The 18,598-nt window shown below is 37.1% G+C and carries 21 protein-coding genes; 15 read left to right on the top strand and 6 right to left on the bottom strand.

Annotated elements, in window-relative coordinates:
• The first annotated feature begins 87 nt into the window (after positions 1 to 87).
• The 6 genes from O7776_RS18800 to O7776_RS18775 all read left to right on the top strand — a co-directional run bounded on the left by O7776_RS18800 (position 88) and on the right by O7776_RS18775 (position 4,809).
• Positions 88 to 657: a nucleoside/nucleotide kinase family protein gene (locus O7776_RS18800; protein WP_274308437.1), complete on the top strand. Its 570-nt coding sequence runs from the start codon at positions 88 to 90 to the stop codon at positions 655 to 657.
• Between the two features lie 104 nt (positions 658 to 761).
• Entirely contained in the window at positions 762 to 1,235 is a 474-nt protein-coding gene (locus O7776_RS18795; RefSeq protein ID WP_274308436.1) for a fructose-2,6-bisphosphatase, read from the top strand.
• Positions 1,236 to 1,250: 15 nt separating this feature from the next.
• Entirely contained in the window at positions 1,251 to 2,843 is a 1,593-nt protein-coding gene (locus O7776_RS18790) for an amidohydrolase (RefSeq protein ID WP_274308435.1), read from the top strand.
• A gap of 26 nt (positions 2,844 to 2,869) precedes the next feature.
• Positions 2,870 to 3,373 (top strand): DNA-deoxyinosine glycosylase, encoded by a 504-nt coding sequence (locus O7776_RS18785; protein ID WP_274308434.1) that lies wholly within the window; start codon positions 2,870 to 2,872, stop codon positions 3,371 to 3,373.
• Positions 3,374 to 3,443: 70 nt separating this feature from the next.
• Entirely contained in the window at positions 3,444 to 3,914 is a 471-nt protein-coding gene (locus O7776_RS18780) for a DinB family protein (RefSeq protein WP_274308433.1), read from the top strand.
• Positions 3,915 to 4,131: 217 nt separating this feature from the next.
• A complete protein-coding gene (locus O7776_RS18775; protein WP_274308432.1) occupies positions 4,132 to 4,809 on the top strand; it encodes a DUF554 domain-containing protein in 678 nt (225 codons plus the stop codon).
• Between the two features lie 110 nt (positions 4,810 to 4,919).
• Here O7776_RS18775 and O7776_RS18770 read toward each other — a convergent pair whose 3' ends face one another.
• Positions 4,920 to 5,687, bottom strand: coding sequence for a TSUP family transporter (locus tag O7776_RS18770; RefSeq protein ID WP_274308431.1), 768 nt, complete (start codon positions 5,685 to 5,687; stop codon positions 4,920 to 4,922).
• A 134-nt stretch (positions 5,688 to 5,821) separates the two neighbouring features.
• Here O7776_RS18770 and O7776_RS18765 point away from each other — a divergent pair, with 134 nt between their 5' ends.
• From O7776_RS18765 to O7776_RS18730, 8 genes are all read left to right on the top strand, one after another.
• On the top strand, positions 5,822 to 6,517 hold the full coding sequence (locus tag O7776_RS18765) for a YjjG family noncanonical pyrimidine nucleotidase (RefSeq protein WP_274308430.1): 696 nt from the start codon (positions 5,822 to 5,824) through the stop codon (positions 6,515 to 6,517).
• A 157-nt stretch (positions 6,518 to 6,674) separates the two neighbouring features.
• On the top strand, positions 6,675 to 7,340 hold the full coding sequence (locus tag O7776_RS18760) for a nuclease-related domain-containing protein (RefSeq protein WP_274308429.1): 666 nt from the start codon (positions 6,675 to 6,677) through the stop codon (positions 7,338 to 7,340).
• A gap of 173 nt (positions 7,341 to 7,513) precedes the next feature.
• On the top strand, positions 7,514 to 8,272 hold the full coding sequence (locus O7776_RS18755; protein ID WP_274308428.1) for an SDR family oxidoreductase: 759 nt from the start codon (positions 7,514 to 7,516) through the stop codon (positions 8,270 to 8,272).
• Positions 8,273 to 8,580: 308 nt separating this feature from the next.
• A complete protein-coding gene (locus O7776_RS18750; protein ID WP_274308427.1) occupies positions 8,581 to 9,486 on the top strand; it encodes a polysaccharide deacetylase family protein in 906 nt (301 codons plus the stop codon).
• A gap of 198 nt (positions 9,487 to 9,684) precedes the next feature.
• A complete protein-coding gene (locus tag O7776_RS18745; protein ID WP_274308426.1) occupies positions 9,685 to 10,521 on the top strand; it encodes a putative RNA methyltransferase in 837 nt (278 codons plus the stop codon).
• Positions 10,522 to 10,527: 6 nt separating this feature from the next.
• Positions 10,528 to 11,409 (top strand): NAD-dependent epimerase/dehydratase family protein, encoded by an 882-nt coding sequence (locus O7776_RS18740; protein WP_274308425.1) that lies wholly within the window; start codon positions 10,528 to 10,530, stop codon positions 11,407 to 11,409.
• 71 nt (positions 11,410 to 11,480) lie between these two features.
• Positions 11,481 to 12,083, top strand: a complete 603-nt coding sequence (locus tag O7776_RS18735) for a lysophospholipid acyltransferase family protein (protein WP_274308424.1) — start codon at positions 11,481 to 11,483, stop codon at positions 12,081 to 12,083.
• A 56-nt stretch (positions 12,084 to 12,139) separates the two neighbouring features.
• On the top strand, positions 12,140 to 12,595 hold the full coding sequence (locus O7776_RS18730; protein ID WP_274308423.1) for a low molecular weight protein-tyrosine-phosphatase: 456 nt from the start codon (positions 12,140 to 12,142) through the stop codon (positions 12,593 to 12,595).
• Between the two features lie 53 nt (positions 12,596 to 12,648).
• Here O7776_RS18730 and O7776_RS18725 read toward each other — a convergent pair whose 3' ends face one another.
• Both O7776_RS18725 and O7776_RS18720 read right to left on the bottom strand, forming a co-directional pair.
• The gene (locus O7776_RS18725; protein WP_274308422.1) at positions 12,649 to 14,010 is read right to left on the bottom strand and encodes a hypothetical protein; all 1,362 of its coding nucleotides are present in this window, start codon (positions 14,008 to 14,010) and stop codon (positions 12,649 to 12,651) included.
• On the bottom strand, positions 14,003 to 14,521 hold the full coding sequence (locus O7776_RS18720) for a sigma-70 family RNA polymerase sigma factor (RefSeq protein ID WP_274308421.1): 519 nt from the start codon (positions 14,519 to 14,521) through the stop codon (positions 14,003 to 14,005). Before O7776_RS18720 ends, O7776_RS18725 begins: the two co-directional genes overlap by 8 nt.
• Before the next feature lie 376 nt (positions 14,522 to 14,897).
• Here O7776_RS18720 and O7776_RS18715 point away from each other — a divergent pair, with 376 nt between their 5' ends.
• The gene (locus O7776_RS18715) at positions 14,898 to 15,056 is read left to right on the top strand and encodes a YfhD family protein (RefSeq protein ID WP_274308420.1); all 159 of its coding nucleotides are present in this window, start codon (positions 14,898 to 14,900) and stop codon (positions 15,054 to 15,056) included.
• A 210-nt stretch (positions 15,057 to 15,266) separates the two neighbouring features.
• Here O7776_RS18715 and O7776_RS18710 read toward each other — a convergent pair whose 3' ends face one another.
• From O7776_RS18710 to O7776_RS18700, 3 genes are all read right to left on the bottom strand, one after another.
• Complete coding sequence (locus O7776_RS18710) at positions 15,267 to 16,478, bottom strand: NupC/NupG family nucleoside CNT transporter (protein WP_274308419.1); 1,212 nt, start codon at positions 16,476 to 16,478, stop codon at positions 15,267 to 15,269.
• Positions 16,479 to 16,799: 321 nt separating this feature from the next.
• Positions 16,800 to 17,930 (bottom strand): DUF4179 domain-containing protein, encoded by a 1,131-nt coding sequence (locus tag O7776_RS18705; protein WP_274308418.1) that lies wholly within the window; start codon positions 17,928 to 17,930, stop codon positions 16,800 to 16,802.
• Positions 17,902 to 18,495 carry an RNA polymerase sigma factor gene (locus tag O7776_RS18700; RefSeq protein WP_274308417.1) on the bottom strand — a complete coding sequence of 198 codons (594 nt, stop codon included), beginning with the start codon at positions 18,493 to 18,495 and terminating at the stop codon, positions 17,902 to 17,904. The genes O7776_RS18705 and O7776_RS18700 overlap by 29 nt, the downstream gene beginning before the upstream one ends.
• Between the last annotated feature and the right edge of the window lie 103 nt (positions 18,496 to 18,598).

Here is an 18,598-nt window from a genome sequence, read left to right as displayed (position 1 = left end):
CAGAAAATGAACATTTATGCCGTGCTTCATTTACGAAATAGGTGAAATATGGTACATTTTTGAGGATTCGAAAGGAGATGAACTTTCATGGGTAAATTAGTTGTTATTACAGGTTTAGATGGTAGTGGTACAAGCACAGTTGGCGATCAATTGCACTTTGAAGATTTAGGTTCTTCATTATTAAAATCACCGCCATATCCGTTTTCATCGAATCGTCATGATATTGATGAAAAGTTATTCCATCAGTCACCAACAGCACATTATTTATACTATTTAGCGTCGAACGTTCAATTAACAGAAGTAATCAATGAAAAAATGGCTGAGCATGATAACAATATTTATTGTATTCGCCATTATATCGATACAGTTGTTTCGCATCGAGCAAAAGGTGTAGATGTCAAATATGAATACGAAACAGAACTGTACTCAATTCGTAAGCCAGATTACATTTTCTATTTAGATGTAGAAGAAGGGGAGCGTCAAATGCGTTTAGATGCGCGCGGGCGAGGCTTTTTAGATGACCAATTAAATGATGAAGCATTACGTCAACGTTTTGTTGAAGAGTTCGACGCATTAGAAAGTGAGTTTATTCGCATTCAAACTACGGATCGTGAATTAGCAGATATTATTAAAGAAATTCAGAGCTATATAAAATGATAAATGCCCCCTTTCTACGTACTAAACGATGAGGGGGTTTTAATTTGAAAATTGATACTTTATTCGTTATCGTAAAGTAAATAAATCATAAGGAGTGGGAGCGCATGAAAAAGTTAGTTTTTGTACTATTAATGACGGTTGTGTTAGCTGCTTGTGGAACGGATGAAAAAAATCCTACAAATACAGGGCAAGGTAACTTAGAAGAATCAGAAGTAATTGTACTTTATAAAGCGGATAGTAATGCGGAATATACAATGCCATTTGAAGTAACGTTTGCAGGCAATGATGCGGATTTTGTACCGTTTATTTTTGAAAATGTCAATAAGCATGATGTGGAGCTATTAGATTATACCTTTGAGAATGATAATAAAAGCTTGATTTTAAATTTAGGTGATGATGTTTATTCCATTCAAGGTTCGGCTGGAGCAGCAATGTTTGTCGAGACATTGGCGAAATCCTATTTTGAAAATTTCTCGGAACTTGAAGAAATTACGTTCATTTACAAAGGCTCATATGAATCCATTTTAGACCATATGAATATTGGAGAGCCGTATACACGACAAGTTTTTGATATGTAGAATGGGGATATTATAATGAAGCAACTGTGGACAAATGGCGTTATTTACACAATGGAAAATGAGTGGGAAGTAGTGCAGGCCGTACTTGTTGAGAGTGGAAAAATACTCGCAACAGGAACACTAGACAATTTACAGCCGTTAGCAGATGAAATAATCGATTTACAAGGCATGACAATGTATCCAGGCTTTGTAGATAGTCATTTACACATGATAGGGCACGGTGAAAAACTGAAACGCCTAGATTTAACAAAAGCTAAAAGTGGAGAACAGCTTTTGCAATTGATCGGTGAAGCTGTGAATAAACTGGAACCGGGGCAGTGGCTTATTGGGGACGGCTGGAATGAAAATCAATTTACAGATGGTGCTATCCCTACAATAGAACAATTAGATACAGTTACATCTAATCCAGTGTATCTAAACCGCATTTGTCACCATGTTGCGCTCGTGAATTCAGCAGCACTTGAGCAAGCCAATATTTCCGTTACCACGCAAGATCCTAAAGGCGGAAAGTTTGGACGCTCGGAGGATGGTCAATTGAATGGCTTATTATATGAGCAAGCGATGAATAGTGTGTCCGAAACATTCCAGCAGCAAGGCGAGGCGTACATTGAAAGTCTAGTACATTCACTAGAGCTGGCGATTGCAGATATGCAGCGTTATGGCTTAACAGGTGGTCATACGGAGGAGATGGGCTATTTTGGAGAATATACAAATCCATTAACGGCATATCAGCGAACAGTTGGAGAGCATAAAAACTTCCGTGTGAATTTACTGCGCCATCACTCCGTATTTGAACAGATGAATGAACAACATGCGGCGTTTAACGAACCATTTATTGAGCCAGGTGCGATGAAGTTCTATGCAGATGGCTCATTTGGTGGTTCAACTGCCGCACTTCTTGAACCATATGCAAATGACGCAACAAATAAAGGAATGCTTATTCATACGAATGAACAAATAGAGACGCTTGTTCAATTAGCACGTAAATATAATGAGGCCGTAGCGATTCATTTAATTGGCGATGCTGGTGTTGAGCAAGTGCTTACATATTTAGAGAAGTATCCTGTACCACAAGGAAAGCGTGATCGTTTAATTCATTGCTGCTATATTTCGGATAGCCAATTACAGCGTATAAAGAAACTTCCTGTTATTTTGGATTTGCAACCGGCATTTGTGACGTCTGATTTTCCGTGGGTGCTTGAAAAGTTAGGGCATCACCGGAAAGGGCATGTCTATGCGTGGAAAACATTCATAGAGGAAGGGTTAATTTGTGCGGCAGGTACAGATGCACCAATTGAAGCGATTAGTCCGTTTGAAACGATTTATGCTGCAGTGGAACGTAAAAAAAACACGGATACACATGATGGATATGCTCCTGAGCAAAAATTAACGCGCTATGAAGCGGTGAAAATGTATACGTTTGGTAGTGCACAAGCGATTTGTAAGGAGCATGAGCGCGGACTGATAAAAGAGGGCTTTGATGCGGATTTTACGATTTTAGATTTTGATTTGTTAACCTGTACGCCAGAGGAAATATTACAAGCAACGGCATTGAAAACCGTAGTAGCTGGGAAAATTGTTTACGAAAAATGCTCATTTACTAATTGAAGCAAATGTAGAGAGTGTGTGATGAAATGCAACCTATTCAAAATGTCTTGCCACCAATTGTTGATGAAAACACGCGTATATTAGTTGTCGGTTCGATGCCGGGTAAGCAATCGCTCGACAAACAGCAATATTATGGCAATGCGCGTAACCACTTTTGGCCAATTATCGGTGAACTTTTTCAAGTTGAAATTCCAGATAACTATGAAGAAAGAATAGCTCTCTTACGTTCAAATAAAATCGGGTTATGGGATTCGATTGCAAGCTGTGAACGGAAAGGTAGCTTAGATGCGACGATTAAAAACGAAACACCGAATGACTTTGCAAAGTTGTTTGAACAATACCCACAAGTTCAACTCGTCTTGTTTAATGGTAGTAAAAGCTTGGATGTATTTAAAAAGCATGTTGGTTTACAGGTACTTGAAAACCGTGCATACAAAAAAATGCCATCAACAAGTCCTATTCCAGGGAAGAATATTAAATCATTCAATGAAAAAGTGGCAATGTGGCAAATGATGAAAGCATATATGTAAGCCACTGAAATAGCGTAATGCTAGAGAGTTATGTATGATAGTGATAGTTAAACAAAAGGGGGATTTATACATGTATCGTATAGCAGAAGATTTTGTTCAAGAATGGGCAAATGCATCTAAAGGAGCATTAAAAGTAATGCAGGCAATTCCGAATGACAAGATGGAAGTGGCCATTGTGGAAGGCCATAACTCTTTAGGTTGGCTATCATGGCATTTAGTTAAAGTGGCAGGAGCATTTGGTCACTTTGCTGGCTTACAAATTCCAGCACCTGGTCCAGATATGGAACAACCTGAAACGATGGCTGAAATCGTAGAAATGTATGAAGAAGTGCGCGAAGCTTATAAAAAAGAAGTAGCATCTTTGACAGAAGAGCAGCTTCTTGAAGAAGTACCGGCATTTGGCGGTACAATGAAACGCGGCGCCTTATTACGCGTAGTAATTACGCATCAAACGCATCACGTTGGACAAATGACGGTATTATTGCGTCAAGCTGGATTAAACGTACCACCTGTAATGGGACCAACAAAAGAAATGCAATAAAGTGAAACTTTGCTCGATGGAGGGGGAGGTTCCTCAGCCCTCACCGAGCATTAGTCTTCACCAATCGGGCTTTTAGAGACATTGGATCGCCCACTTAGCTGTCTTAACACTTGCCAGTTTGAAGTGGGCGTCTTACTGTCCCTTAATGCGAGATAATTTACAAAAGCTCCGAAGTTTTTCGGAGTTTTTTCATACATAGAATGAGGAGATTTGACGTATGTTTGGAACAATTGTCAATACAGTATTGATTATTTTAGGGACGCTAATTGGTACAGTATTGAAAAAGGGTATTAAAGAGGAGTATCAAGCAACGTTATTTAATGCAATGGGCTTTGCGGCGGTCGCTTTAGGTGCGAATGCAGTTGTGCAAAATATGCCGAAAAGTGCGTATCCCGTATTATTTATTGTTAGCTTGGCAATTGGCAGCTTTGTCGGTGCGGCACTTAATCTAGCTGGAAGATTTAATAGGATTGTTGGCCGCTTTGGAAATTCGAATTTAAACAAAGGGCTTTCAACCGCCATTTTATTATTTTGTATCGGCACATTATCGATTTTAGGACCGATTGAAAGTGCATTACATAATAACCATACCTATTTATTAACAAATGCCACGCTGGATTTTGTAACGTCGATAGCATTGGCAGCAACATACGGCATCGGAATAATGTTTTCAGCGGTTGTCCTATTTTTCTGGCAGGGCGGCATTTATTTATTAGCGGGTTATTTAGAGCCATTTTTAACGGAAGGCTTAATGGCGGAAGTATCCATTGTTGGTGGTGTGCTTATTTTCGCGTCAGGGTTATCGATTTTAGGGATAAAGGATAGCAAAACATTGAATATGCTACCCGCCCTTTTGGTACCGGTTGTTTGGTATATCATCATCAGTTTTCTATAAAAAGAGACTGTACAACAAAAAGCGTACTTGGAATGAAAAGCAATTTTTTCGTCCATAAAAAACAATTTTTCTCTGCTGAGAAAAATTGCTTTTTTGTTTTGTCTAGTGTATTAAAAGAAATAATCATAAGCATTTTTAGCGAGTAGTGTAAAAGTGACGATGATAAACAGCACACGTACATAACCACTTCCCTGCCGAATTGCAAAGCGTGAACCAACAATCGCACCAGCAATTTGTGATACCCCCATAATGAGCCCGTACATATAATTGACCTGCCCTAAATACATAAACATCAGCAAGGCCGCAATATTACTTGTGAGATTTAATAATTTGGCATTACCAGCTGCTTTCAAAAAATCATAGCCGACCATTAAAAATGCAAAGATTAAAAATGAGCCCGTCCCTGGACCTAAAAAGCCATCATAAAAGCCAATCAGCCCGATAATAATAAAAAATAAAATGTATTTTGGTTTAGATAATGTCTTAACCGAGGTAGTACTTCCCCAATCTTTTTTTAAAATCGTATATACCGCAACGACCGCAAGCATAATGAGCATCAATGGCTTCAACACATTCGGATCAAGCAAATGTACAATCCATGCTCCAATCATGGAGAATAAAAATACAAATGGAATATATTTTTTTACGGATTTAATATCTAGTTTACCAGAACGATAAAATGTAATTGTACTTGTTAATGACCCCATCGTACCTGCAAGCTTATTCGTCGCAACAGCTACAGAGGGACTAAGCCCACTAAACATAAGTGCAGGCAACGAAATAAGACCTCCTCCTCCAACAACTGAATCAATAAAAGCCGCTAAAAATCCGAAGCACATTAAAATAAAGACGAGTTGCGGATCAACATCAAAACCCATGAAGGTTACCTTCTTTCTATATTTTCACTATAGGCATGTTACACGATTTAACTAAGTGGTGTAAATAGTTAATATTTTGAGGTGATTATGATAAGGTAGAAGAATCAGACGGTACGAAATGGAGTTTTTGAATAATGAAGGATTACCAATTTTTATTTTTTGATTTAGATGATACATTATTAGATTTTAAAGAAGCAGAAAAAATAGCTTTACCAAAATTATTTGCAGCGCATGATTTCCCGCTAACACCAGAAGTAGAACGTTTTTACCATGAGTTAAATAGTGGACTGTGGAACTCTTTAGAGCAAGGACTGGTAACTCGTCAAGAGCTAATGGCAACACGCTTTGGTAAAACATTTGAACATTTTGGACGCACAGCGGACGGGCTTGCATTGGATGCAGAATTCCGCAGCTACTTAGCAGAGAGCAATGTGTTTGTAGAGGGAGCTTTAGAAACGATTCAACTATTAGCACAAAAAAATGAGTTGTATATTACGTCAAACGGGGTTTCTGAAACACAATACAAACGTTTACAAGTAACAGGATTAGCACCATACTTTAAGCAAGTATTTGTCTCTGAAGATACTGGCTATCAAAAGCCGATGAAACCATTTTTTGATTATGTATTTGACCGTATTCCGCATTTTGACCCAACAAAGGCAATGATTATCGGTGATTCATATAGCGCAGATATAATTGGAGGAGCGGGAGCTGGTATCGATACATGCTGGCTAAATCCATTAAAAAAAGTACCAACATCAACTATTCAGCCAACATATACAATTGAGAAATTAGAGCAGCTTGTCACATTACTTCAACATGATAATTAGTCACTAAATACATGGTGATTAATAGTACTTTTCTGTTATTTTGCTCAATTCATAAAGGGCAATTGTAATAGTAAAAGTAGTCTATAGGTGTATAGAAAAGGCCCACGAGGTTTGTTAAAATGAGTGATAATGAAGCATAATGCAAGGAGTGGGCTCTGTGACGCTACTACTAATAATATTAGTAATTTTTACTATCGGTTATTTTATGGTGAATATATACCGTCATGATAATTCAACGTTTTACAAATTGACGAGTTATTCCTATTTAGATTTGTTAACTAGTAAAAAAATCCGTACTCTGTACAAACTTGTGGGTGTGTTAGATCAAGTAAATGGCACACATAAAATTTTGGTGAATATACAAGTACCAGTAAACGATGCACTAAAAACAATTGATGCCATGTTATTACATGAGTCGGGTATCTATGTAATGAACATTAGAGCAAAATCAGGTTGGATTAATGGTCGTGAACGTGATCACGAATGGAAAGAGTTATTACATAAGGGAAAAAGTCGTACATTTAGTAATCCAATTCATGAAACGAAGCGTCTTATGTTTGCCTTACGAGATCAGCTAGCTGAAGTTGATGAACATGCGTTCCAATCGGTTGTGTTATTTACGGATGATTGCTCATTTCAGCAAATTGAAATTCAATCAGACAATGTAGAAGTGTTAAAAATGAAAGATCTAAAAAAGTGGACGAGCTCTATAAAGGGGAACGTCATTTCCGAAACAGACATTCAAACACTATTCGTTACATTGGAGGGCTCAATGAGTAAAAAGAATGCTATTTTAAAAGCAGATAAGACAGTGTCTGTTTAATATTTAAGGGCTTGTCCAGAAATTACTTTCCGGACAAGTCCTTTTCTTATGGCTAGCTACGTGTAAGTTTTAGACACATTCTTAATGAAAAGTAGAATAAACTTTCAAGGAATTTACTATCTAATTGTCGAAATGCTATTTGTAGTAAAAATTTCTGATAAGGGGGTTTTTTCATGAGATTAAAAGACAAAGTAGCGGTTGTAACAGGGGCAGCTTCAGGTATGGGGAAAGCAATTGCCATATTATTTGCAAAGGAAGGCGCAAAAGTAGTCGTTTCAGATTTGACTCTTGAAGGTGCAGGAGCAACTGTTTCAGAAATTACTGCATTAGGTGGTACGGCAACTGCTGTCGTATCAAATGTAGCAGTGGAAGCAGATATCCACAAGTTAATTAAAGCTGCTCAAAATAGTTACGGTACACTTGATATTTTAGTAAATAACGCAGGCATTATGGATGATTTCTCTCCAGTAGGTGACGTGAAAGATGAAATGTGGGATCGCGTATTTGATGTTAACGTTAAAGGTGTTATGCGCGGAATTCGTCAAGCGATGCCAGTCTTTTTAGAAAAAGGGGCAGGTACAATTATTAACATAGCTTCTGTTGGTGGGCTGTATGGTTCACGTGCAGGTGCGGCATATACAGCGGCAAAGCATGCGGTAGTTGGGCTTACGAAAAATACGGCTTTCCAATATGCAGAAAAAGGGATTAAATGTAATGCAATTGCCCCAGGTGGTGTGAATACAAATATTAGTACAAGTTTCCAAAGTCCGAATGAGGACGGTCTTTCTCGTGCAATGGCAGGTGCTGGATTTAATCCACGTACGGGTGAACCGGACGATATTGCACGTGTAGCCTTATTTTTAGCATCAGAAGACTCCGATTTTGTAAATGGTGTTGTCATTACAGCTGATGCTGGATGGACAGCCTACTAATAGATAACTATTACCTTGCTTCAGCGGGGTTTCAAACTCTGATTGTATTAATCAACTTAGGCTAAGAGCGCTGCGTCTTGAGGCAAAGCTTAAGTAACCAACATCGTGTTGGCCCAATACCCCTGGCGAATGTCACAGATTTTTAGAGGAGTTTTTCGAGAAGGCTCGAAAAAAATCTGGACACAATCACGCCAAGGTGTAATTGATAGTGCTCGGGAATTTTCTGAGCCCTATTTTTTATTATTTATCAACTTTTAATACCCCTCATACGTCTAAATAGATAGAATAGACTGGTGGGGGACAGCATGATGAGCAAAAATATATTAATGATTGGTATTTTATTTGGATTAGTGAGTTCACTTGTTTTTTGGTGGTTAAAAAGTCCACTTGGTACAAAAGCAGAGAATATGCATATTAGTGCAACGTATAACGAGCAACAAGGTTATGAACAATTTGTAAAGCAATTACCACAGCAAAAATGGGATAAAATGAATTGGAACTCGCCTTTTTATATGAATAATGGTGGACTTCCCCGTTATATCCGTGATTGTGAAGCATACATAACGGTTAGTGAAATATTGGTGAAACAAGAAGAACCAAAAGAGGAACCAAAAGAGGAGCCTCAAAAGGAATTGATAGAAAAACCTCAGCAAGAAGTACAGCGCAAACGAATTGCGCTAACATTTGATGATGGCCCTAACGATAAAAACACAGTACAAATTTTATCTATATTGCAAAAGTATGATGTAAAAGCGACATTTTTTGTAATTGGATTGAATGTAGTAAAGCATCCGGAAATTGTAAAGTTAGCAGCACAACAAGGTCATGAAATTGCTAGCCATACATGGAGCCATAAAAACTTAACAAAATTAACACCTGCTCAATTGCATGACGAAATTGACCGTGCTAGCAATGCGATATTTGAGGCAATAGGACAATATCCAACAACATACCGTCCGCCATACGGAGCGATTAATGCAAACGTGCGTGATGAAATCAAGATGAAATCGATATTGTGGAACATCGATACAATGGATTGGCAGCATAAAACACCTGCTAAAACACTTGCAAATGTAAAATTACATGCGAAAGATGGTGGCGTTATTTTAATGCATGATATTCATAAGGAAACGGCAGAAGCATTAGAGGCTGTTATTCAATATTTAATACAGGAAAACTATGAATTTGTGACGGTAGAAGAATTATATAAATAGTAAAGTGATTTTTGAGGGGGCCAGCGCAAAGGGGACGCCCGCGAATAACTTCTTGGGTGCTTAGGATAGCAAATGTTTTTAGGAAATCCACATAAGAAACTACATCAATTGGTATTAGTTTAGCGCGATTTGTGTTTTTCTAATTTTAAATAATTTGTGGTACGATACTAGCGACAACAAGAGAAGGAGGATCCAATGATGGGTCTATTATCAAAACGCGCGCAAAGCATTCAACAACTTCAACAATCAATTGAAATTTTTGCATGCCCACTTTGCAAACAACAGATGACAATGAGTGATGAAGGTAAAATGAGTTGCCCATCGAACCATTCTTTTGATGTTGCAAAACAAGGCTATATATATTTATTAAGTCGTCCAATACAGTCAATGTATTCAAAGGAATTATTTGAATCGCGTCATGAAGTGATTCAATCAGGAATATATGACAATGTACAACAAGTTATTGCCGGGGAAATAAACGTCCAACATCCTATTATTTTAGATACGGGCTGTGGTGAAGGCTCACATCTACATCGAATTTGCCAAAAGCTTGAAGGGGCGTTGGGAATTGGTGTCGATATTTCAAAAGAAGGGATTATGGCGGCAGCTAAATTTTATGAGGATCAATTATGGTGTGTAGGTGATTTAGCAAATAGTCCTTATAATGAAGCCTCATTTGATTGTATTTTGAATATTTTGTCACCTGCCAATTATGAGGAATTCAAACGTTTATTAAAACCAGGTGGTAAGGTTATTAAAGTTGTGCCACAGGAAAATTATTTGAAAGAATTGCGTGTGCAGGCATTTGCAGATTCTGAAAAAGAAAATTATACAAACGAGCAAACGGTAGCTCGATTTACGGCAAGCTTTAATAATGTTGATGTAAAGCGTGTAACGTATACGATTCCGCTAAAACCAAATCTTGTACAAAAATTACTAGAAATGACGCCAATGGGATGGCATATTGAACAAAAGGAAAACATTGAACTTCAACATATCACGATTGATTTAGACATATTAATTGGAATGAGGTAGGGAACAATGAATATTTTAGTATTAGGCGGCACACGATTTTTTGGACGAAAATTAGTAGAAAATTTATTAGCAGAACAGCATGATGTAACGATTGTGACGCGTGGCATGTCAGAAAATCCTTTCGGCAAGAACGTGACACATATTAAAGTTGATCGCAAAGATGTGGCAAGCTTTAAAGAAGCATTAGCAGACAAACAGTTTGATGTTGTTTACGATAATATTTGTTATTCTCCAAATGAAGCAAAGCAGCTATGTGAAATTTTCAATGGTTCAATAAAAAAACTAGTTTTTACATCGACACTTTCAACATACGAAGCAAACGGTACAGCCCATGCGGAAGAGGATTTTAACCCATATGACTATGAAATTCGTATGGGGGATACGCATGAATTTACTTACGGAGAAGGCAAACGATTAGCAGAGGCTGTGTTTTATAAAGAGGCCAATTTCCCAGTTGTGGCAGTACGTTTCCCAATTGTTATGGGGGAAGATGATTACACACGCCGCTTGCATTTCCATGTCGAGCGCATTTTAAACGATGAGCCAATCGGATTTGTTAATATGGATGCGGAGATGTCATTTATTCAGGCGACAGAAGCAGCCAAATTTTTAGCATGGGTTGGTATGAATGATGTAGAAGGCCCAATAAATGCAACAGCGAACGGGATTATCTCATTGAAGGATTTAATTTCTTTAATTGAAGACAAAACGAATAAACGTGCAAAAATTGCATTGCTCGGTACAGATGAAATTCGTTCACCATACGCGATTCCAGCTTCTTGGTATATGAAAAATGATAAGGCAACAGGCTTAGGCTTTACATTTAGTAATTTACAAGATTGGTTGTCAGGCTTAGTTGAGGCCATTTCAAAAGTAAATGTGAAATAGTTTCAGTTGAAGCTCGTAATCACTATCGCTTACAATAGAAGCATAACGAAAGAATAAGGTAGGATTAAAACGTGTATAAATTTATTGCAGGTGTAGTAAACGTAATTTTAGGCGTAAATGGAGCAAGGGCAAAAGTGTACGGCGAAGAAAATGTTCCGAAAGAGGGCGGCTTCATAGTTGCCTGTACTCACAATGGTTATATTGATATTTTAAATTTAGGTACGTCAATGTTGCCGCGTGAAATTCATTTCATGGCGAAAAAACAGCTTTTCGATATTAAAGGGCTAGGCTGGTTAATTACAAAGCTCAATGCTTTCCCAGTTGACCGTGATAACCCAGGGCCGAGTGTAATTAAAATTCCTCGTCAATTAATTAAAGAAGGAAAGATTGTAGGCATTTTTCCAAGTGGTACACGTAGCTCAGAAAATTCAGAGTTAAAAGCAGGAGCTATTACAATCGCACAGTTGTCTAAAGCACAAATTGTGCCAGCTGCCTATATCGGACCAAAAGATGCAAAGGGTGTATTCAAGCGTCAAAAAGGCTATTTAGTTTACGGTAAGCCCTTTTCAGTGGAATCAGGTAAGGATGGCCGTGATGCATCAGTGCAATTTTTAGAAGAAGAATTACTTCGTTTAACAAACGAATTAAAAGCAAAACATCCAGAAATAAAATAATTGTGTAAGCTGTACGAATTTTTTCGTGCAGCTTCTTTAAATAAGGAGCGAAATCAATGAAACAGGTGTTATTTATTTGTTTGGGCAATATTTGTCGTTCGCCAATGGCTGAGGCGGTCATGCGTGATTTAGTGGAAAAGAACGGATTAACAAGTAAAATTAAAGTCGATTCGGCTGGGACAAGTGATTACCATATTGACGAGCAACCACACAGAGGAACGAAGGCAAAGTTACAGGAATATGGCATTTCAACAAGCGGAATGAAGGCGCGCCAATTACGTAGTTCAGATTTACGAGATTTTGATTATTTAGTATGCATGGACGATAGCAATGTCCGTAATACGATTGAGATGTTACGCGCGGAAGGACATGCAAAAGTGTTTCGTTTCTTAGATTTAACACCGCATAAAAAAGATGTGCCAGATCCATGGTATACAGGTGATTTTCAGGAAACATATGATTTATGTTTAGAGGGCTGCGAAGTGTTACTGGAGAAAATTTTGATAGACTAAACTAACTAAAAATTCAAATGCCCACCATCTGATATTCAGATGGTGGGCATTTTTTATGGTAAACGTGCTTCGATTGTAATTGTCGGTTTGTTGTTTTTTTGCCAATTATAAATCGTGCTCGCTTCTGCATCATTAACATCTGCCACTTCAAGTTGAATCGTTGTGTCATCTACCCAATCGTAATAAGATATTGGGTAGCTTTGTTCGCTAAAGTAAATTTCCTGAGAAGTTGGTACTTCAACTTGCATTGTTTGGACATTAATTATTTTTAGCATGGAACGTTCAATAAACGTATCTTCATATAGCTCTGGAGATTGTAACGCAATTATCACTTTTTCGAAATTTGGTGAACGTTTAAAACCTGTCATACGTGCATAAACGATAGGACCACTTGTAATGCGATCAGCATTTCGCATCACAAATGCTAGCTGACAGTTGTAATCATTGCAATAAGTGGTGAACACCCCGAACTCACCGTTGTCTGTTGAGAATAGTGGGTCGTATGTTAATTCAAAATCATCGGTTGATGTATAAGGATGCAATTTATCAATGAATGGTAAACTTTGTAGCAGAAGTGTCTCTTGTTTATTTGTATCTACATTTAAAAAAGAAATTTTTTCGTCAGATGTCGTTGCAGGGGGCTCATTAATTGAGGCAAGGAAAGACGCAATTTGATAGCCATCACTTGTCTTGAAAATACGAGCGACTAGGCCGTACCCCTCTGCATAGTAGTAGTCATTTTTCCCACTTTCAACAATTTCGCTAAGCATGATTGTATTTGAAAACGTTTTATATGGTGTTTTTATTTCAACAGGTAATTGAACAGATATATCATCAATGGAGTCCCCATCTACAAGTGGCCATTGTAAAACTGTTTGGATAGCTGCTAGTGATGTTAACTCAGTATTAGTAAATACCTTTGCTGTAGGTTCGGCAATATCTTGGTAGATGAGTTCGATTGTTTCCTTTGTAATGCGGTATACCTTTTGAGAAACGGCCCCTCCGTTATCTTCCAAAATTTGCACATAATTATTAGATAACCAAGTCGTTGTTTCCGTAAAGCCTGCAAACTCATTACCAGTACCTAAAAAGTGAGCAACATCACCGTCTTGCTTGAAGAATTTTTTTAGAATTTCACTATAGTCTTCAGGTTCTTCTATTTGAATTGCTGGCTTATTTGAATCAGTTGGCACTGGTGTTGCAGTGTTTGGACTATTTGATGAGAATGGATTGGTGATAATCGTAATTGCAACCAACAATGCTATAAACCCAGCGAATGTGACATAGTACAATTTCTGTGGAGCTTTTTTATTTTCCTTTTGACGTTTATTATCGTTAATGTTATTCATAATGCGTTCTACCCTTTGTGATGTATTTCCCATTTTTTTATCGAGCTGACGTTTCAATTCATTCATGTGAAAGCACCTCCCATTCGTCATGTGAAAGCTGTTCTTTTAATAGCTGTCGTGCGCGCCTCAATCTTGTTTTAACGGTATTGTCGGAAAGTGCTAATAAGGAGGCGACTTCTAAAACGGATAACTCATCGTAATAATAATGAATAATGACTTCACGCAAATGGATAGGTAAACTCAGTACGGCATTGGCAATATCAAGACGTTCTTCATTTTGTATTGCGGTAGCCGCATCTTTTTTAGCACTAAAAAAATGATTCGTTAAGGTTAGCTTGCGATATTTCCAAGACTTTAAGTAGTCTTTACATTTATTAATCACAATACGCACAAGGTATGTTTTGAGTGAAGCACGTTCTTCAAATTGCTCGAACTTTACATAGTAGGACAAAAAAGCATCTTGCACAATATCTTCTGCAACTAGCCAATCTTTTACGTAGAGGTAAGCGATGCGCAGTAAATAATCGCTGTATTCTTCCATTGCTTCACTAAAAGCACGTTCATCAGAAAGCATCATCATTCTTGCTCCTTTCGTTGTTGATTTGACCATTAGACGAGGCAAATCGAAGGTACGTTTTAGAAAAATAAAAAAGAAAAATTACTACATATGTTGATTAGCTAAAAATTGCTAGTAGTGTTTTGATCTAGTACCCGAGGATAGTGATAAAGGACGACCACGCAGTACGTATTCATACTAACTCTTGTCATAGAAAAACGCTCCCAAAATAATTGAGTAGGTCTTGTTTTATTCATACCCTTTTTAGAAATATTTAATGTTTTCTTATGAAATTAGGTTAGTCCACATAAATTTTTTTCAATTCTGCTTTTTTGTTATTGAAAATCAAATTCCATGCCATATTAAGAACGATTCAAAATGAAAGGAGAGATGGATGATGGGAAGAGATAATAAGCAAGGTCAAAGCAGCAACAAAGGTTCGTTACCTCAAACACCGAAAAACCAAAAAATTGCACCAAACAAAGCGAAAGAAGAGTTTTCAAAGGAATTTTCAGATATGATTAATTCAGTAGCTGAAAAGAAATCTAAGAAATAGGGGCATTTAAATTAAAAACTTGGTAAATAAGCTCCTCAGTACAATAGTAAAGGCACTTTTTGTTCAATTTTGAACAAAAAGTGCCTTATTTTTATATATGAAAAACGGATAGTAATCTACCTATACTTTTAGCTGCTTCGGTGGGAATATGGCTCAAAAAAGTGCCGGGCGCATGTATATTCTGCACCTGGCACTCTAGATCCTACATATTTAAATAAACATCCCTGCTATTGCCGCACTTAATAAGGAAGCTAACATCCCCGCAGCAACAGCTCTAACTCCTAAACGAGCAATATCTGAACGGCGATTTGGTGCTAATGACCCTAAGCCACCTAATAAAATGGCCATTGAACTTAAGTTTGCAAAACCACATAAAGCGAAACTAACTACAATAACAGTTTTATCAGAAAGCTCTGCAATCGCTGGCCCAAATGATGCATAAGCAACAAACTCATTCAACACAAGTTTTTGCCCAATGTATGAACCAGCTTGAACAGCTTCTGCCCATGGAACACCAATGGCAAACGCTAATGGTGAAAACAGGTAACCTAAAATGCCTTGAAGTGTTAAGTCTTCAAAACCAAAGATACTGCCTAAACCACCAAGTATACCGTTAAGTAATGCGATAATACCAATAAATGCCAGTAGCATAGCTCCAACATTCACTGCAAGCTTCATCCCATCACTTGCACCTCGTGCAGCTGCATCAATTACATTCGCAGAAGAATCATCTTTTTCTAACTTAAAGTTTCCTTCATCAATAACTTCTGTTTCTGGAATCATGATTTTAGCTAAAACTAACCCAGCTGGGGCAGCCATAAAGCTTGCTGCAAGTAAATATTCTAGAGGCACACCTAACAATGCATATCCGACTAAAACCGAACCAGAGACTGATGCAAGTCCTCCTGTCATAACGGCAAATAACTCAGACTTTGTCATTTTGTTAATGAACGGCCGAATGACAAGTGGTGCTTCTGTATACCCAACAAAGATGTTTGCAGCTGCTGAAATGGACTCCGCCTTGCTTGTCCCAAGAAGCTTCGAAAGTCCTCCACCGATAATGCGTATTAAAAATTGCATTATGCCTAAATAATATAAAACCGAGATTAAAGCAGAAAAGAAAATGATAACGGTTAGCACTTGAAAGGCAAAAACAAACCCAAAATTTTCTGTATCTGCTGCAGGTCCAAATAAGAAAGAAATTCCTTCATTCGCATAAGAAATTAAATGTTGCACGCCGTTGGAGAAACTTTCAAGTACCTCTCGACCGGCCTCCCATTTTAAAACAATAAAAGCAAATAAAATTTGAATTGCTAATCCCACTAAAATTGTGCGCCACTTAATTGAACTTTTAGCGCTTGATAAAAGAAAAGCAATTATTAAGACGATAAAAATACCGCCAATTCCCCATAGTACGTTCATAATAGACACCTTTTTAATATTTTTAGGAAGAAAACATTCGCTTTCAATATTCCATTTTATTACATCAGACGACTGACGTGACTTAGCAATTTTAACAAAAAGCATATGAGATGTAAAATGACGAATGATTCCGATTTATCAATATAAATCCACACACCAAGTTCATTATGACTTTTACCACACTGATAGTTACTTGAACAATTTAGGTTGAACTAAAAACTTCTTTTTCATTCAAATAATTATTAGTGTAAAATTCCCGTGAAAAAAGCCAAAACGTTGTTAATTCATCGTTTGGCACACTGGTTCACTTGCTCTACTATTTTATTGCTGTGATTTAATCGGTATTGTTATTTCTAGTTCAGGGATGTATTGAATTATTGGGTCACCATTTTCATCCTCTTGATATGTTCCTTTTGGATAGTCATTAATAAGATTAATATATGGCTTAATTGTAATAGCTTTTGGTAAGGTTTCAAATGGATGGAACCGTAAATCCATAATTAAATCGCTATTTCCTTTATTTGTCTCACGCCGACCATTGCCATGAATTAGTTTTAGTTCACGCCCTTGTTCATCATAAACTTCGATATTTATTCCTTCCCGGAAATCTACAGAAGTTGATTTATCAAGCAAGGCTATTCTTGTCGTAATACTAGTTGTAATGGGAGTTAGTATAATTTGTTCAATAGTAAACTGATTATTTTTGTATTTTCTACTTATATTAGGTTGTAGGTTTACATAGTTACCAATATCACTCACTGGAATATCCATTTTAAAAGGTTCAGAAATCTCGGTTATTGTAGTGGATAATGTCAAATTAAACTGCTTTGGGAAAGGACTTCCACCTTGATTTTTCAAATCTGAAAATTCAAGAATTACGGAATTCTTATCCTTACTTGGCTGTCTAAAAACACCACTAAAATTAGTGTGATTCAGTGGTTCACCATTTAGTAAAAATTCAATATTACTCATTTGATCTGATAAACTTTCTTTTGAATTTTCACCTTCTTTATGATGGCGTTCAATCCCAATTGCAACACGTGTACCGTCAAACACTACTTCTGTTACATTTAATGTAAAGCCTTCATGCGTAACGCTTGTATTCAATTTTGTTGAGAATCCCTTTTCATCTGCGGCGTGTAGACCAAGATCCCTTGTAAATTTAAAAACAGATGATAATAAAGGCACTTCTTTCATCGTCGCCGCCATCGTTGGTGAAATTAAACCCGTGATAATGATCAAACTAAAAATCATTGCTGCGGAGGCGGTAATCATCATGACTCTTTGACGTAAGTTCTTACGAGTTCTAAATTTTTCAGACGGCTTTGTATTACGAATACTTTCATATTTGCTCATAGTACGATTTACCAAATCAACTTCCACAGGTGTTTCTCGAATGAATCTTTCTAACTGAGTTACCTCTTTATCCTTCTGTTTTGAGCGAGTGTTCATAAATTTCCCCTCCCAACTTTTTCTCTTTCAGCAATTTTTTACGTAATCGTTCATATTTTTTTCGAACAGTCGTTGCTTTAAGTTCCATAATCGAAGCAATTTCATCAAAGCTATATTCTTCAATCGATCTAAGTAGCAGAATTCTTCTTTCGTCCACACTTAACTTTTCTAATAACTCGTGAATGAAATCATCATATTCATATGCTTGCCTATGACTCTGATCGTGTGCTTGTTCCTTCTTAAAACTTGTCCAAAATTTGTAGCTTTTGTTTTTCTTTTTAAGTATATCCATACAATGGTGATGTGCAATTTTGTAAAGCCATGCTGAGAATGAGACTGTATATGAAAAATTACGGATATTTTCTAATCCTTTTATAAAAATATCTTGTGCCGCATCCTCCGCTTCTTCCTTACTTCCCAGTAGATAATAACAGTAAATATAGATTTGTTTTTGAAAGCTACGGATAATTTCTGTATAGGCTTGAATATTGCCCGATTGAACTTGTACTACAATAGATTTTGTAGCAAACTCAGTATTTTCCCTAGGTGTATTTGATGCAGTCAATACGTTCCCCCTCCTCTCTGGCATATATAACTGAATTGGTTATCGATTTGTGACAACGATAGAAAAAATATTTTAGAAAAAACCAAAAAAAGAAAAGGTACCT

It is taken from the genome of Solibacillus daqui (assembly GCF_028747805.1).
Classification (GTDB): Bacteria; Bacillota; Bacilli; order Bacillales_A; family Planococcaceae; genus Solibacillus; species Solibacillus daqui.
Note: the sequence above shows the minus strand (reverse complement) of the source record. Positions and strands in the feature narration are given on the sequence as shown.

Bases quoted from the DNA above. Each gene is read 5' to 3' on its own strand.
- O7776_RS18800 (WP_274308437.1), top strand. From the start codon at position 88: ATGGGTAAATTAGTTGTTATTACAGGTTTAGATGGTAGTGGTACAAGC.
- O7776_RS18795 (WP_274308436.1), top strand. From the start codon at position 762: ATGAAAAAGTTAGTTTTTGTACTATTAATGACGGTTGTGTTAGCTGCT.
- O7776_RS18790 (WP_274308435.1), top strand. From the start codon at position 1,251: ATGAAGCAACTGTGGACAAATGGCGTTATTTACACAATGGAAAATGAG.
- O7776_RS18785 (WP_274308434.1), top strand. From the start codon at position 2,870: ATGCAACCTATTCAAAATGTCTTGCCACCAATTGTTGATGAAAACACG.
- O7776_RS18780 (WP_274308433.1), top strand. From the start codon at position 3,444: ATGTATCGTATAGCAGAAGATTTTGTTCAAGAATGGGCAAATGCATCT.
- O7776_RS18775 (WP_274308432.1), top strand. From the start codon at position 4,132: ATGTTTGGAACAATTGTCAATACAGTATTGATTATTTTAGGGACGCTA.
- O7776_RS18770 (WP_274308431.1), bottom strand. From the start codon at position 5,687: ATGGGTTTTGATGTTGATCCGCAACTCGTCTTTATTTTAATGTGCTTC.
- O7776_RS18765 (WP_274308430.1), top strand. From the start codon at position 5,822: ATGAAGGATTACCAATTTTTATTTTTTGATTTAGATGATACATTATTA.
- O7776_RS18755 (WP_274308428.1), top strand. From the start codon at position 7,514: ATGAGATTAAAAGACAAAGTAGCGGTTGTAACAGGGGCAGCTTCAGGT.
- O7776_RS18750 (WP_274308427.1), top strand. From the start codon at position 8,581: ATGAGCAAAAATATATTAATGATTGGTATTTTATTTGGATTAGTGAGT.
- O7776_RS18745 (WP_274308426.1), top strand. From the start codon at position 9,685: ATGGGTCTATTATCAAAACGCGCGCAAAGCATTCAACAACTTCAACAA.
- O7776_RS18740 (WP_274308425.1), top strand. From the start codon at position 10,528: ATGAATATTTTAGTATTAGGCGGCACACGATTTTTTGGACGAAAATTA.
- O7776_RS18730 (WP_274308423.1), top strand. From the start codon at position 12,140: ATGAAACAGGTGTTATTTATTTGTTTGGGCAATATTTGTCGTTCGCCA.
- O7776_RS18725 (WP_274308422.1), bottom strand. From the start codon at position 14,010: ATGAATGAATTGAAACGTCAGCTCGATAAAAAAATGGGAAATACATCA.
- O7776_RS18720 (WP_274308421.1), bottom strand. From the start codon at position 14,521: ATGATGCTTTCTGATGAACGTGCTTTTAGTGAAGCAATGGAAGAATAC.
- O7776_RS18715 (WP_274308420.1), top strand. From the start codon at position 14,898: ATGGGAAGAGATAATAAGCAAGGTCAAAGCAGCAACAAAGGTTCGTTA.
- O7776_RS18710 (WP_274308419.1), bottom strand. From the start codon at position 16,478: ATGAACGTACTATGGGGAATTGGCGGTATTTTTATCGTCTTAATAATT.
- O7776_RS18705 (WP_274308418.1), bottom strand. From the start codon at position 17,930: ATGAACACTCGCTCAAAACAGAAGGATAAAGAGGTAACTCAGTTAGAA.